Here is a 14,104-nt window from a genome sequence, read left to right on the forward strand (position 1 = left end):
TCTTGCCATGCTCTAAGTTCATTCGTTGTTGAGTGAAGGAATGAGCAAGGATGGCATTCTCCAGAGCATTCCCCATGATTTCCTCGATAGGCAACGACAAGCCTAGACGCACGAATTAGTTTCAGGTGTTTTTAATCACTTTCATTGATGGAGAAAAATTATGGTAGTTAATGGTGATTTTGAGACTGGTGCATTAACCAATTGGAGCGTTGTCGGCAATGCAGAGGTGATTGAGGGCGGTGCTTCGATCAACACTGACTTCGGCTCGGCTCCTGATAACGTAGTCGAAAACTTCCTGAACTTGACATCCGGAACTTTAGACAGCATCACAGACCCATTCAATGCCACTAATGGATCAGCGATTGAATCTTCCGCATTCGAGGCTACTGCTGGGCAAATTTTGAGCTTCAATTGGGAGTTCTTGACCAATGAGGGAATAGGAAGCTTCTTCAACGACTTTAGCTTCTTTTCGCTCGATTCACTCTCTGACAGCGAGTCAGCTGATGCCTCTCTCTTAGCCGATACGAATGGAGCATTTGGTTCCCAAACTTCCACCGTCAATTTCGAGGCTGATGGCTATTATCAAATTGGCTTCGGAGTTGTAAACCAAGGAGATACTGCTGTTAGCTCACAACTGCTGCTTGACAATGTGCGTTTTCTTAACACGGGGTTTGAGACTGGTGACTTCACCGATTGGAACACCTTCGGCGATGCCAGCGTCCAGACAGATTTTAATGACACCCTCCCAACTGAAGGACTTTACCAGGCTGTACTCACTACTGACGCTGGATCTATAAGCGATGCCGAGCTTGAAGCCGGACTGGGGTTGATCACTGGAGCTTTGGATGGACTCGGCAATGGAGATGCTACCGAAGGGTCTGCGATCGAACTCACACCAATTGATGTGACAGTTGGGGACACTTTGACCTTTGATTGGGACTTCTTAACAGGTGAGTTTACGGGACCGAACGCCTTCTATAACGATTTTGCTTTTATCTCAATCGTCGATGAGAGCGGAAGCACCTTGTTCACTGATACTTTGGACAGTGTTAGTCTTGGCGCAACACTTGGCTACGAGACTTTCAACTACACGTTCGATACCGCTGGCACTTTCACAGTGAGTTTTGGAGTGTTAGACGTTCAAGATACTGCTGTTGCATCGACACTGCTAGTTGACAACTTGCTACTTTTATAGAGCTGTTGTTGATAGCGTTTGTATCCGTTGCCAGTCATTTTGTAGTGCGGTCATCTTGCTCTCTTTTGGTGAAATAGGGGAGCAAGATGCTTCCACTACTTATATTAATGACAGAATACTGTCTCAGTGTGTAAGCCCTATTCATAATAGATTCGCGATCGCTTTAGCTATCTGCATCAATCCGCAAAGCTGTGAGCATGACCTGTAGTTGAGTATAGATGGTCGAGAACACTCAGCCGTTGTAGTGTTCAGGCTCATGGGAGATGTTCACGATGAGTAATCAAAAACCCTTTACCCCTAAACTTATCCTTCCTGTTGGCACCCAAGTTGTCACTCGTGTTGAGGTGATTGCTTCTGGTGAACTTGTGCATCCTAGTGGAGTTGTTGGAGTTATTGTACAAGCGCCAGTTGACTATTCCCATTCCTATCGAGTGCAATTACCTGATGGTGCTGTTGTTTCCTTGCGACGGGAAGAACTCACTACCCGCAAGCAATGGCAACAGGAAAGTCTGCAACCCGCTTTAGGGTTAGGGGATGATTTATCACTTTACGATTATGTTATTTATCGCTGTGTCGTTGGTTCCAAGGCGTATGGTCTAGATCATGCTGGTTCTGATACAGATCGACGGGGTATCTACTTGCCACCAGCAAAATTACATTGGTCACTCCATGGCATTCCTGAACAACTCGATAATAAGCAAACCGAAGAATGCTATTGGGAAATCCAGAAATTTCTGACCTTAGCACTGAAGGCAAATCCTACTGTTCTAGAGTGTCTTTACACTCCTCTTGTGGAAACTGCAACACCACTGGCAGAAGAACTGTTGTCAATGCGCGAATGTTTCCTCTCCCAACTGGTTTACCAAACCTATAATGGCTACGTGATGTCTCAGTTCAAAAAGTTAGAACAAGACCTCCGTACCAAGGGGGCGATTAAGCAGAAGCACGCAATGCATCTAGTTCGCCTCTTACTCTCAGGCATTGCGGTACTTAAAGAAGGCTTCGTACCAGTGCGGATTAAACAACACCACCAACAACTGCTAGCAATCCGACGTGGTGAGATGCCTTGGGAGGAGGTGAATGCTTGGCGCTTAAGCTTACACCAAGAGTTTGAACGGGTCTTTACAACAACATCTCTACCAGAACGTCCAAATTATGAACAAGCAAATGCTTTCTTACTTAAGGCACGTCGAAGCATGGTGTAGGCTGAATCAAGGCTACACGAAGAGAGCATTAGCGAGCTTAGATGATTACTCTTACGTCAAAAAGCTCTTGGTAGTCTTGCCTATGTTTCGACCCAAGAGCTTTTTCGTTGTAACGTTCACAGTTCACTCCTCACTAGAAGAGAGAATACGGCCTCATTGACTCGCCTGATGCCTATCAGAAGTGGGACATCTTTGTAAACCTCGATAGTGCAAAAGGATACAATCATATTGTGCGATCGCCCAAAAATGAAGCAGGAACACATGACCCATGCTCCTGCTTAAATACTTTATTGGGGTTCGACCCTTAGCCAAGCAAAAAGGCTAAGTGCTTACATTAATTGAGTTGATGCTAAGACAAGTCCCACAGGTGTCCTTAGAGACGTTGAGCGAGAAACTGTCTCTTGTAACTCTGACACTCTTAGTACAACTCTTCTTCTTGGTGGGTCATAATCGTGCAATCAGATTTTGGATAAGCGACACAGGTTAGAACGTATCCAGCCTCAATCTGATCATCATCCAAGAAAGACTGATCAGATTGGTCAATCTCACCCTCAGTTATTTTGCCAGCGCAGGTAGAGCAAGCACCAGCGCGACAGGAATAGGGGAGGTCAAGACCTTGCTCCTCAGCCGCGTCAAGAATGTACTCATCATCGGGAACTTCAATTGTTGTGTTCAGCCCTTCGGCTTCGTTAATCAACGTAACCTTGTAACTTGCCATTTTTGTGATTCCTCTCAGTTGACTTGACACGGCAATGTAAAAACTGTGTCCAGCGTACTTCGCCTGTAGAAAGCTTAGTTTGCCGTGTTCGCTTCATTTCTGATACTACGAGAAAAAGCTTTCATAGATTAGACAGGATTAGGAATGAAAGTGTGAAATCCGTATTAAATTAGTTATCCTTATGACCCAGAGGGAAGCTCGTCTCGTTAAAAGTCACCTTCACAGTAACTCGCAAGCTCAGCTCTGACAAGAGTTTCCCAATTCTTAACCTTCACCGTTTCTTTGCCTAAGCTTTCTATAAATTAGTATTAGTTATGGTTATAGCTAAAATCAATGATTTGTTCTTAGACATGGGTAAGACTTGACGGTAAATGAAAGTTACTCTGGTTTAGACTCTCGACTCAAATCCCGCAAAAGCGACAGAGGAGTAACGTTGAGCCGCCTCGATAAAAGCTGTAATATCTGCCTCTTTTGTATTGAAAGCCGTCACTAACCGGATTGTCGTGAAATGCTCTCCCTGCTTACAGTAGAACTGAAAGCCCTCTGCTAAAAGCTCTGTAATCAAGGTATTAGGAAATTGAACAAAAATTTCGTTGGCTTCAACTGGGTAGCAAAGCTTTACATCCAGTAACTCGGCTAAGCCTTGGGCTAAGTTCCTTGCCATTCGGTTAGCATTCTCCGCATTCCTCAACCACAAATCATCGTTGATGTAAGCCTCTAACTGCGCCGACAAAAAGCGCATTTTCGAGAACAAATGCCCACTGCGTTTGCGGCGGAAGGCAAAGCTTTGAGCCAAGGCTTGATTAAAAAAGACTACGGCTTCAGCACCAAGAGCGCCATTCTTCGTCGCCCCAAAAGAGAGGACATCAACGCCAGCACGCCAAGTTAAGTCAGCAGGAGAACAGCCCAAACTGGCTACAGCATTGGCAAAACGCGCCCCATCCATGTGAAGGTAGAGACTATGGTGCTTTGTAACCTCGGCAATTGCCTGGATTTCATTGAGGCTATAGACTGTTCCAGCTTCAGTTGCTTGGGTGAGGCTTACAGCAGCAGGTTGCACATGATGAACAATCCCAGCACCTGCGCGATCGAGTACGGTTGCTAAGTCAGTGGCGTGAATCTTACCATCAGAGCTAGGAAGTGTTACCAGCTTCGCCCCACCTGTATAGAATTCTGGTGCGCCACATTCATCGACATTAATATGTGATTCAGCCTGACAGTAGATTGCCCCAAAGGGTGGAGTCATGACAGATAGAGCAAGAGCATTGGCGGCTGAACCAGTTGCAACCGGAAAAATTGTCACCTCTTTCTCAAACAGTTCACTGAACTGGGTGGCTAAGCGCTGAGTATATTCATCTTGACCATAAGGCAGCGCTGCACCGTCATTAGCCGCATTCAGCGCTGCCATGATTTCCGGTGATACACCTGTGACATTATCGCTAGCAAAGTTCATGACTTGAGTGTCGTCTCCTGCTGAGTGTGGAGTTAAACTTCCATTATCGAAGCTAAACATTAACCTGAGTTTGACTTACTCGCGGTTCGCTCACAACCTTCTGTGAACTGAGTGACGGATTGCTCAGAGCGATCGCATTTCTCAACTAATTGCCTTTGATATTGCACTAAATCTTGGGTGAAGGACGCACGGTTGTGCGCCCCTACGAAAGTGGTACAAGTTTGGTGGTACAAGTTTGAATTAAGAAGACGAGCGCTTCATCAAGAAATAGTTTTACGTTGTTAGTTCGTCGTGTTCTGGTGTCACGTCGTAAATAATCGCGAATGTCGCGTTTGGGATAAGGCGTTGTAAGATGTTGAGATGAGCCTCAGCATCATTGCGGCGACGAAAACGTGCGACGATGGTTGATTCCAAGTTAGGCAGTGAGCGGATGATGCACCAGGGATTTAGCCGATTAAAGTAGCTCATGCAACCCTCCCGGTGATTCCTACGGTACGTTTGTAGATTTGAGATGCGCGTTGATGGAGTGCAGCACTGATGGCAGCATTTTCTGACGCGACACGAAATGCTTCTGTCGCTTTGGTTTTGTTCATTGGTAACCTAGTAGTAGTAGATTAGACAGCGATCAGCCAAGGAGAAATTACACACTGGGGCGATCGCATTTTTTGGCTGTCGGGTATGACACTCATAGGAGGTCAATGAGAACAGCAATGAGACAAGCGAACCTGTGAACATCCAACAGCTTGCTAGCTAGCAAGTTGGCTGGATAGACATTACGCAATATCAAACGGAGGAGAAGGCATCTGTCCGCTACTCCGGTTTATGTTTAAACATTTATGTTTAATATCTTAGGATGTCCGAGGAGAAAGATCAACTAACGCTAGCGAATTTGCGAAAACGGGCTGGGCTAACTCAGCGCCAAGTTGCAGATGCCCTAGGTATAACCAACAAAACGGTTAGCGAATGGGAGAGAGGCATAGGTGAGCCTCATTTAACCATTTCTGAAACTCAGCGTTTGATGGATGTTCTGCAATGCACATTTGAGGAACTACTGGAGGCGACAAGTCAGTCACCCCAGAAGTAGAAACCTAATCCCCTTTCGCACTACTCTAACTAAGATGAGGCTGCGGGTTTGAGTATGCCATCACTTTAGCATTCACTTCAAAGACTAATTTGGGGCGATCGCCTTTCTAGAAACCTTAAAGCGATCGCTCATCCAATCATCCTGTGAACGACTGCATCAATAGCCGACAATAATTGCCCAAAGACAAACACCCAGCACGACAGCACCTAGATGTTGAGCAAAAAGCGATCGCGTTGGTTGGCAAGCAATTTTTTGCGTGAGAAGCATCGTCAACAGCACGCCCACAATTAGCGTTACACCCTGCAAAAACTCAATTACCGCTGGGTGAGCAACAAGTATCGGTAACCCTTCACCGCTAAAGCCAAACGTCGCCAACGTCACTGGCAAAATTCGTCCACCTTCCCCTAAACCCAATCGCAAATAGTGAGCCAAATTACCAGCCAGCACCAACGGCAAGTACCCATAAGCCAATTCCACAAACGAGCGAGGCTTAGGATTCGGGATTTTGGACTTGAAAGCTTGGATGAGTCGGTAAATTAGCTGTATCCCGCCATAAGCAATTAAAGGAATAGCGGCTGGGATGCATAAGGCTGCAATAGACAAACCGAAGTGGGGCAAAAACTGATCTAAGTCTAGCGATAATCCCAACTCCTGTTGCAACTCTGGTAGGCGATGGAGAAATACGCCACCTAAAAGCAACAATAGCAGCGCCACTTCATAAACACGAGGCACATGGCTTGTCCAAAGTTCAATTCCTGGTGGACGCAGATTCACCTCAACTGAGCGATGAGGACACGCTTTTAGGCAAGTCATGCACAGCACACAGTCCCGGTTATCTTGCAACTGAGCAGGGTGAGAGTACAAAGGACACCCTAGTGTTGCCATTCCTTCACCTTTTTGTGGGCCGCCTTTATAACATTGGTAAGTCGTGCATTCTGCTGAACAAGTACCTTGCTGCGCTCTTAGCTCAGTCATTGATAACTTGGCAAATAACCCATTCATCCCACCAATTGGACAGAGATAGCGGCACCAAAACCGACGCTCAAAGATTGCGGAGAAAATCATTGCCCCCGCCGTAATCAGTAGGAGCAAACAAGCAGACAGATAAGCCGTATTTTCTAAATCCCAGAGTTCTTCCCACAAGAAAATTAAGGTAAATAATCCAAATAAAAACCAGCCTCCCCATTTCTCTGCCGTCTCTCTGGGCCAACGCTTCAACTGCCGGGGCCAAAGCCACAAAGAGAGCTTCTGGGTGACTTCGCCATAAATCATGAAAGGGCAAACCGCGCACCAGATGCGTCCAACGAAGGGAAAACCAATCAGGATTAACGGCCACCACCATGCCCAAAACAGGTTTAAAGTAAAGTTTTCCTGGCGATTTTGGGGGCCAATAAATCCCAGTAAAACAATTAGGGGAAAAAGCCACAACGTTAAGCCGTAGTTGATGCGATCGGGCCACCAGTCACTCCGCAAAAATCGCCTCAAGCGAGGGTAGCCATTGAGAAGATTGAACCGAAATTGTTTTTTCTTGCTCTGAGACGGCCAAACAATTTCTTCTGTTAGTTCTTTTGCTCCAGCCGACTGAACGATCGCACGTTCCACAAGATTTTGTAATTCTCGCAAATTACCTGGAAAATCATACGCCTGTAGCTGGCGCAGGGCTTCTGGAGTGATACGGGGTTTTGGTATTCCCCTCGCTCGACACAAGAGACTGAGATAGTATTCCATCTGGTCGCCAATGTCAGCTTTTCGCACTCGTAGGGGCGGGACTTTGATTAAATGGCCAACATGACGCTCAATTTCGGGCATGGTTTTTTCAGAAACCATGATGATGTGTGCCCTGCAATTGATTACGCTCTCGGCTGGGGCATCTTCTAAACGGGTGACTGGTTTGTAAGTGCCAGTTTCTAGTAGCGTTGCCAGTTGGGGTATTAGCTCAGAGGGAAGTTCCTGAATGTTGTTGAGAATCAACGTCCCTTGTCCGAGAGCTTCTATTAATCCTGGCTTACCACCAGCACGCCCGAACAATTCTGCTCCACTTGCTTGTACAGTACTGCAATCCACTTTAATGATAGGTTCACGTCGGTATGCCGAGCCAAAGTGAATTAGAGCGGCGATATTATCTTTTTCTACTCCAGGTTCACCGAAAATGATGACTGACTTGCGATCTTCTGCGGCTTTCTTAATTTGCTGCCGCAGCCTTACTGCATAGCGACTTTTTCCAATAATTCCGCGTCTAGCTTTGTTGACTAGATAAGGACGCAGGATAGCTTGACGCTCTTGTTCGTAGCTGAGTTGAGAGGACAGTTTGGCTAGTTCAGCCGCCAGTTGTGGCGAAAACGCTTGGGAAATTTCGGGGTATTGTTCGATTAACTCTCGAAATTGCTCAGCCGGTACTACCCATAGATGACACTCGCTACGAGTTATTGTTGTGCGCTGAGCAAGCTGATTTAATAGCAGCTCTTGTAAGTAAATGACTGCGCCAGGGAGCCAACTCACTCCCCAAACAGAACTGATTTGGTTAGTGCGATCGCTTTCGAGTTGTCCTTGTCGGAGAATGTAGAGGCTTTCTACAGGAGTATCTTCAACAACCAGACGTGTGTTGGCTGGCACTACCTGTTCTTCCATAACTTGTGCGATCGCATTCAGTACCTGCACCGATAGAATACCGAGAGCGGTTCGTTCTTGTAGCCAAGTCACCAAGTCTGGAAAGGTCATAGTCAATCCAATAAACCCTGGTTTTAATTTTATCTACAAATAATAACTATCATTAATGAATAAATCCGTTATCAAAGATAAAAAACTCAAATGTTGGAGTTATCTAATCTCTGGGTTCCCTTGTCCCTTTTGGGTCTGATTATCTCGGCAGCTATTTTCTTTAGTCGCAGCAGTTGAACTTTATATAGAGTCCGGCAAGCTTGTGTGTAATATAGCAATTCTCGTTTAGCATGAGGTACATTTAAGTTTCTTGCCAATTCCCAATTCCCAATCTCCGAAAACCCAAAAATTTGTACCCCATCAACCTGAAAACTGCTATATCTAAGATACATCGAGTAAAAATAGTGATAATAAGCCCAAATATAGAAGTAGGGCAAACAAGACTAAGACAAAAGGAGGTGCGAACAAAATTGGAAAGCTCATTTCTTCAAGTAATGTTGGCAAGAATCCATGATAGCAAGTTGTCTCACCGCAAGTATCATAATTAAACAAAATAACAAAGATTTGAAGACCAAGAATTTTTATTAGAAAATCACTATTAATTTTTACCTTTGTTCGTCTTCTTTTTGTGCGAAATGTAGCATTGAAAAACATCAGGATCGTAGTAATGATGTAAAAGAAGCCTGAAAATGCTAAGTAAAAAAAGACTGCTATCCATCCACCTGATGTCATCAAGAAAAGTGGGATACTAATCAAGGCGTAAACTGAATAAAGAAAAAAAACTACCCAAATGTTAGTTTTAATCATTGGGTCTACATCCATTAAAATTGTAAAGACAGCTTCCGTTACCACCATCCTGTCTAAGTACGGGGCGGTAAGGAAACAGTAGTATCTAAAGCTTGTTACCTAATGAATGTTTACCATAGCTGCCACACTCATGTGATATTCAGAGTGCTTCGATTGGCTACGGAAACTTAGTGTGTGGGATTAATGTTCTCGCCAAAAACCGAATAGAGTGACTATCGACTAGTTGTACAAGCCTTACAAAATTTGTTTTGAGCCTGAAGTAAACCTGTTAAAAATTTCAAGAAGACTCCTTGGCTAAGTTCTATGTTTAGTGGTAGCTGCACTCAACCTACTAAGACAGGTCATCATCAGTAACATCCCATCCTAAGGTACTATTTTCGCAAATATGTACATGCTAATACCTACAGATATAGCCAGTACTATCCGGATTCATTTATGAAAATTTATTGATTTTCCTGAAAAGGATGTCAAGGTCACGCGCTCTCTATTACTACTAAGAAGCGGGTACTATTTATTTCTCTTGGTTAAGGATAATGAAATGGTCTACTGATAGAAAAAACAGTAGGTTCTGGGTTGCCTTAGTAGCGGTAGCGAGGATTGCGGCAAATTACCACCAAAGTCTATAGAATCTCAACCATACAGCAGACAAAACCCTTGTTATATTTTTCTCTATTTAAAGTGGCAGTACAGGGAGGAAGCGTGTAAACTAAGGCAAGACTTGCGCCATCAGGATAACGACGCACTACCTAATAGAGTTTAAAAGCTAATTTTTAATACTAAAAATGCCTGCGTAGGTCTTGTGAGTGGAATCAGTAGGAGGAAAAGCAGCAAGTAGTTGCTTCCGATAAACAAGCTCTGAGGATTATGCTTAAGCTAGGGTGCTATGCAGAAATCCCGAAGCCGCTACCAATCCCCATAAGAGGACTGATTGATGAGCGACCCACTAAACAGACAATTTTCAATTGTATATAAGCTAGCCATGTCTATTGAGGGCTGCCTTTGGAGCGACGCATCTACCAGGCGCAACCTGTCGTCTATAAGACACATGGCTGACAGACGGATAGGGGGATGGGATGATGGAGGGGAGTCTCTATGTGCATTATCCCTACCTCCCCATCGCTCTGGTTGTCTGGCTTTAAGTTGGTAGCCGAGACATTTGTTGAGCTTCTGTAAAGTGTAAAGCCGATTGCTTCATCCTTAAGAGCAAATCCGGCATGATGAGCCTTAGAAGAACTTACTTCGGTTCCTCCGAATGGTAGTGAGGTGCCTGACCAGGAGTGTTTATGTTGGAATGTTGGGAACCTCTGTGTTTTGACAGACTGCTTATGCTCAATGGGTATCCCGATTTATGGAAGTCAAAGCTGATTTGGCTAGATATCACAGCCGAATCACTAATTGCCTTGTTTTATTACGCAATTTCAATCCTGCTGCTTTACTGGGTGACCCAGCGCCGCAACTTGCCTTATGTCGGAATCTTGATGATACTTGGGGTGCTTACAGTTGCTGGTGGCACAACTCGTTTAATCGACTTATGGACTCTTGGGCACCCAAGCTCAAGCTATGGGCTAGGAGCGGGAATAGAAGTAATTACGGCGACCATTTGGTTGTTGACGGTGTTGTTACTTTCCAAGGTCTCAGCACAACCACGCCGGGAGAATCCAATTAGCGATCGCAAAACTCTCTCTGCCAGTGGATCTGTTCCTTTAGCCAAGCTAGACGCAGTAGTCTCAACGCTTCCATCCGAGGCTTACCAATTACATCCAACCCCAACAATTCAACGGCAAGCCGAGATAGAGCAACGTTTCAACGAACAGATAGCAACATTAGCACGAGACACTGAGCCATTAAGAAACGAACTCAATAGGCGATCGCGTTTTTCCTTCGAGTCCGCCACACAACCCTCACAAGTGAGCCATCTGTTGCAATCCTTAACACAAGCAATCAATGAAGCCTCAGAGGTTGACTCAGCCCTCAATGTAGTACTTCGCCAAGTGTGCGAACTTACGAACTGGGATTATGGCGAAGCTTGGCTTCCTTGCTCTGACAATTCACGATTAGACTGTAGTCCGGCTTGGTATGGTGACCCCACAACCCTGTATCAGTTCAGACAGGCAAGAGAAATACTAACCTTTCTTCCAAATACAGGCTTACCAGGGCGGGTATGGACTTCGCAGCAGCCAGAGTGGATTGAAGATAATTCTGCTCAACCCGATGCAGCATTGATTTCTCCCCAGGCAGATGTAGTTAGACTCCATGAGTTTGGTGTTCCGATTCTTGTTGGTGAACAGGTATTTGCGGTTCTAACCTTCTTCATTGCCCAATCCCGCACGATAGACAAGCCATTGGTTGAACTATTGACAACCATTGTGATGCAATTGGGCTTAGTGCTTCAGCGCAAGCAGCTAGAAGAAGAACTGCGCCAGGAAAAAGATTTTACGAAAACACTGATTGAAACGAGTTCTGCCTTCTTTGTTGCCATTAATGCCCAAGGCAAGACAATCATGATGAATCAAGCGTTCCTCAAGGCTTTGGGCTACACCTTGCCAGAAGTTTTGGGCGCTGATTATTTATCAACATTTGTTCGAGAGGCTGACCGCGAAGCACTCTCCCAAATTTTTAAGCAGCTTGTGAGATTAAAGCAGCCAATCTTGCAGGAAAACTACGTGCTAACGAAAGAAGGTCAAGAACTGTTAGTCGAATGGCGTGGTAGCCCAATCTTCAACAACAGTGGCAAACTAGACTTCTTTTTTGGTATAGGAATTGATATTACGGAGCGTAAGCAGTTAGAAGAAGAACTGCGGAAGAGCGAGGAACGGTATCGTGCGATCGTTGATGATCAAACAGAACTAATCTGTCGGTTCTTGTCGGATGGCACACTAACCTTCGTCAATGATGCCTACTGCCGCTATTTTGGCAAAACCTCTCAGGAACTTCTCGGCAGCAGTTTGTTCCAATTGATTCCTTACGAGTATCAGGAAAAGACTCAAAAGTACCTTGCTGCTCTTAGTCTCAAAGGCACAGTCGCGACAAGAGAATACCAGGTTGTGACGCCCAACGGTAAGATTCACTGGCAACAGTGGACTGATCGAGTGATTGTGGGTCAAGAGAGATATCCTGCTATTCTTCAGAGGACAGAGGAAGAACATCTCCCCTTAGTTGAGTTTCAGTCAGTGGGACGGGACATTACAGAACGTCGGCAGATAGAGCAACAAAGCGCCCGGTTGGCTTCTTTTCCGCTACTTACTCCCAATCCAATTGTTGAAACGGATTTAGACGGTTACGTTCGTTATCTCAATCCAGAAGCCATGCGGGTGTTGCCTGATTTACAAGACCTTGGTGTTCAGCATCCATTTCTGGCAGGAGTCCCATCAATTGCGACAGTACTGCAACACGAAGGTTCTTTCAAACGGGAGGTCAAAATTGGTGAAGCGTATTACGAACAAGTTTTACACTACATCGACGCAATTGATTGCCTTCGCATCTACGCCTTTGATATCACCGATCGCAAACTTGCTGAGGAGCGATTGATTCATAATGCCTTTTACGATCAGTTAACAGGGCTAGCCAACCGGGCTTTATTCATGGATCGCCTGCGGCAAGCGATGCGACGGGCAAAAGAGTCTACTGAGGGCAACGTCTCAAGTCAGCCTTATCTATTAGCTGTTCTATTTCTAAATCTCAATCGTTTCAAGTTAGTCAACAACAGCCTGGGTAACCAAGTGGGTGACCAGTTGCTCCAAAACTTTGCAAGTCGCCTCCAAACTTGCTTGCGTCCTACTGATACGGTAGCGCGTCTGGGAGGAGATGAATTTGGTATCCTCCTCGAAGGTATTCAGGATGTCAGTGATGCTACCCGTGTGGCTGAGTCGATTGATAAGACCCTAAGTGCGCCATTCTATCTAGATGAGACTGAAGTGTTTATGACACTCAGTATTGGTATTGCTCTGAATACAAGCAATAACGATAGTAAGGTTAATTCAGAAGACGATACCGCTACGCCAAGGCAAACTGACTATCGCCTCTTACAACCCGAAGACTTACTCCGGGATGCTGGCATTGCCATGTATCGTGCTAAGGCACAAGGGAAATCCTGTTACGAGGTGTTTGACGCGGCAATGCATCGCTGTGCCTTGGAGAGATTGCAAATTGAGACGGATTTGCGGCGGGCAATTGAACGGCAAGAGTTTCGGGTTCACTATCAACCAATTGTCTCTCTCTCTACGGGGAAAATTAGCGGTTTTGAAGCCTTGGTACGCTGGCAGCACCCGCAACGCGGCTTAGTATCCCCAACAGAATTCATTCCCACAGCCGAAGAGACGGGACTGATTACCCCCATTGGCTGGTGGACATTGCGGGAAGCTTGCCGCCAACTGAGAATTTGGCAGGAGCAATTTCCCGCAGCCCAGCCCTTGACGATTAATGTCAATCTTTCAGGCAAACAGTTTGTGCAACCAGCGCTGTTGGATGAAATCGACAAAATTCTTCAGGAGACGAATCTTGTAGCTGGCAGCTTGAAGCTGGAGATTACGGAAAGCCTTGTTATGGATAGCCCCGACTTAGTTAGGGATTTACTCCTAGAACTGAAGAAAAGAAATATTCATCTTTGTATTGATGATTTTGGTACTGGCTATTCTTCCCTCAGTCGGTTGCACCACTTTCCTATTAGCACACTCAAGATTGACCGCTCATTCGTGAGCCGAATTGGCGCCTTAGGTGAGAACTCAGAGATTGTACAAGCGATCGTGACCCTTGCCCAAACCCTGAGTATGGATGTTGTTGCAGAAGGAATTGAGCTATTAGAGCAGGTTTCCCCCTTGATTGCACTGCAATGTGAATATGGGCAAGGATATTTCTTCTCCAAACCTGTTGATAGTGAAGCGGCTAGGGCAATGCTGATTGCGGAATCGCATCAACGGGGCTGGCGACTAGAATCGGGAGAAGATTCCGACTAATCCTCTAAGATATAAGGCTGGGTTTGGCTCAG

Annotated in this window: 10 protein-coding genes; 4 read left to right on the plus strand and 6 right to left on the minus strand. The window is 45.5% G+C overall.

Features of this window, described 5'->3' with window-relative positions; genetic code table 11:
• Positions 1-160: 160 nt before the first annotated feature.
• Positions 161-1,195 carry a hypothetical protein gene (locus H6F98_RS06275; RefSeq protein WP_192217815.1) on the plus strand — a complete coding sequence of 345 codons (1,035 nt, stop codon included), beginning with the start codon at positions 161-163 and terminating at the stop codon, positions 1,193-1,195.
• 272 nt (positions 1,196-1,467) lie between these two features.
• Positions 1,468-2,400 (plus strand): DNA polymerase beta superfamily protein, encoded by a 933-nt coding sequence (locus H6F98_RS06280; RefSeq protein WP_192217816.1) that lies wholly within the window; start codon positions 1,468-1,470, stop codon positions 2,398-2,400.
• Between the two features lie 418 nt (positions 2,401-2,818).
• Here the strand turns inward: H6F98_RS06280 and H6F98_RS06285 are convergent, their stop codons facing one another.
• The 4 genes from H6F98_RS06285 to H6F98_RS33960 form a co-directional block, all read right to left on the minus strand.
• Complete coding sequence (locus H6F98_RS06285) at positions 2,819-3,118, minus strand: ferredoxin (protein ID WP_192217817.1); 300 nt, start codon at positions 3,116-3,118, stop codon at positions 2,819-2,821.
• 388 nt (positions 3,119-3,506) lie between these two features.
• Entirely contained in the window at positions 3,507-4,631 is a 1,125-nt protein-coding gene (locus H6F98_RS06290; RefSeq protein ID WP_396810797.1) for a threonine aldolase family protein, read from the minus strand.
• Positions 4,632-4,844: 213 nt separating this feature from the next.
• On the minus strand, positions 4,845-5,039 hold the full coding sequence (locus tag H6F98_RS06295; RefSeq protein ID WP_192217818.1) for a hypothetical protein: 195 nt from the start codon (positions 5,037-5,039) through the stop codon (positions 4,845-4,847).
• Complete coding sequence (locus tag H6F98_RS33960; RefSeq protein ID WP_277927528.1) at positions 5,036-5,164, minus strand: hypothetical protein; 129 nt, start codon at positions 5,162-5,164, stop codon at positions 5,036-5,038. The genes H6F98_RS06295 and H6F98_RS33960 overlap by 4 nt, the downstream gene beginning before the upstream one ends.
• Before the next feature lie 260 nt (positions 5,165-5,424).
• Here H6F98_RS33960 and H6F98_RS06300 point away from each other — a divergent pair, with 260 nt between their 5' ends.
• Positions 5,425-5,655: a helix-turn-helix domain-containing protein gene (locus tag H6F98_RS06300; protein ID WP_192217819.1), complete on the plus strand. Its 231-nt coding sequence runs from the start codon at positions 5,425-5,427 to the stop codon at positions 5,653-5,655.
• Between the two features lie 156 nt (positions 5,656-5,811).
• Here the strand turns inward: H6F98_RS06300 and H6F98_RS06305 are convergent, their stop codons facing one another.
• Complete coding sequence (locus tag H6F98_RS06305; protein WP_192217820.1) at positions 5,812-8,373, minus strand: sigma 54-interacting transcriptional regulator; 2,562 nt, start codon at positions 8,371-8,373, stop codon at positions 5,812-5,814.
• 321 nt (positions 8,374-8,694) lie between these two features.
• Positions 8,695-9,168: a hypothetical protein gene (locus H6F98_RS06310; RefSeq protein WP_242058410.1), complete on the minus strand. Its 474-nt coding sequence runs from the start codon at positions 9,166-9,168 to the stop codon at positions 8,695-8,697.
• Between the two features lie 1,235 nt (positions 9,169-10,403).
• Between H6F98_RS06310 and H6F98_RS06315 the strand changes: the two genes are divergently transcribed.
• Positions 10,404-14,072: an EAL domain-containing protein gene (locus H6F98_RS06315; RefSeq protein ID WP_242058411.1), complete on the plus strand. Its 3,669-nt coding sequence runs from the start codon at positions 10,404-10,406 to the stop codon at positions 14,070-14,072.
• Positions 14,073-14,104 lie beyond the last annotated feature (32 nt).

The organism is Microcoleus sp. FACHB-SPT15, assembly GCF_014849525.1.
Classification (GTDB): Bacteria; Cyanobacteriota; Cyanobacteriia; order Cyanobacteriales; family Coleofasciculaceae; genus Symplocastrum; species Symplocastrum torsivum.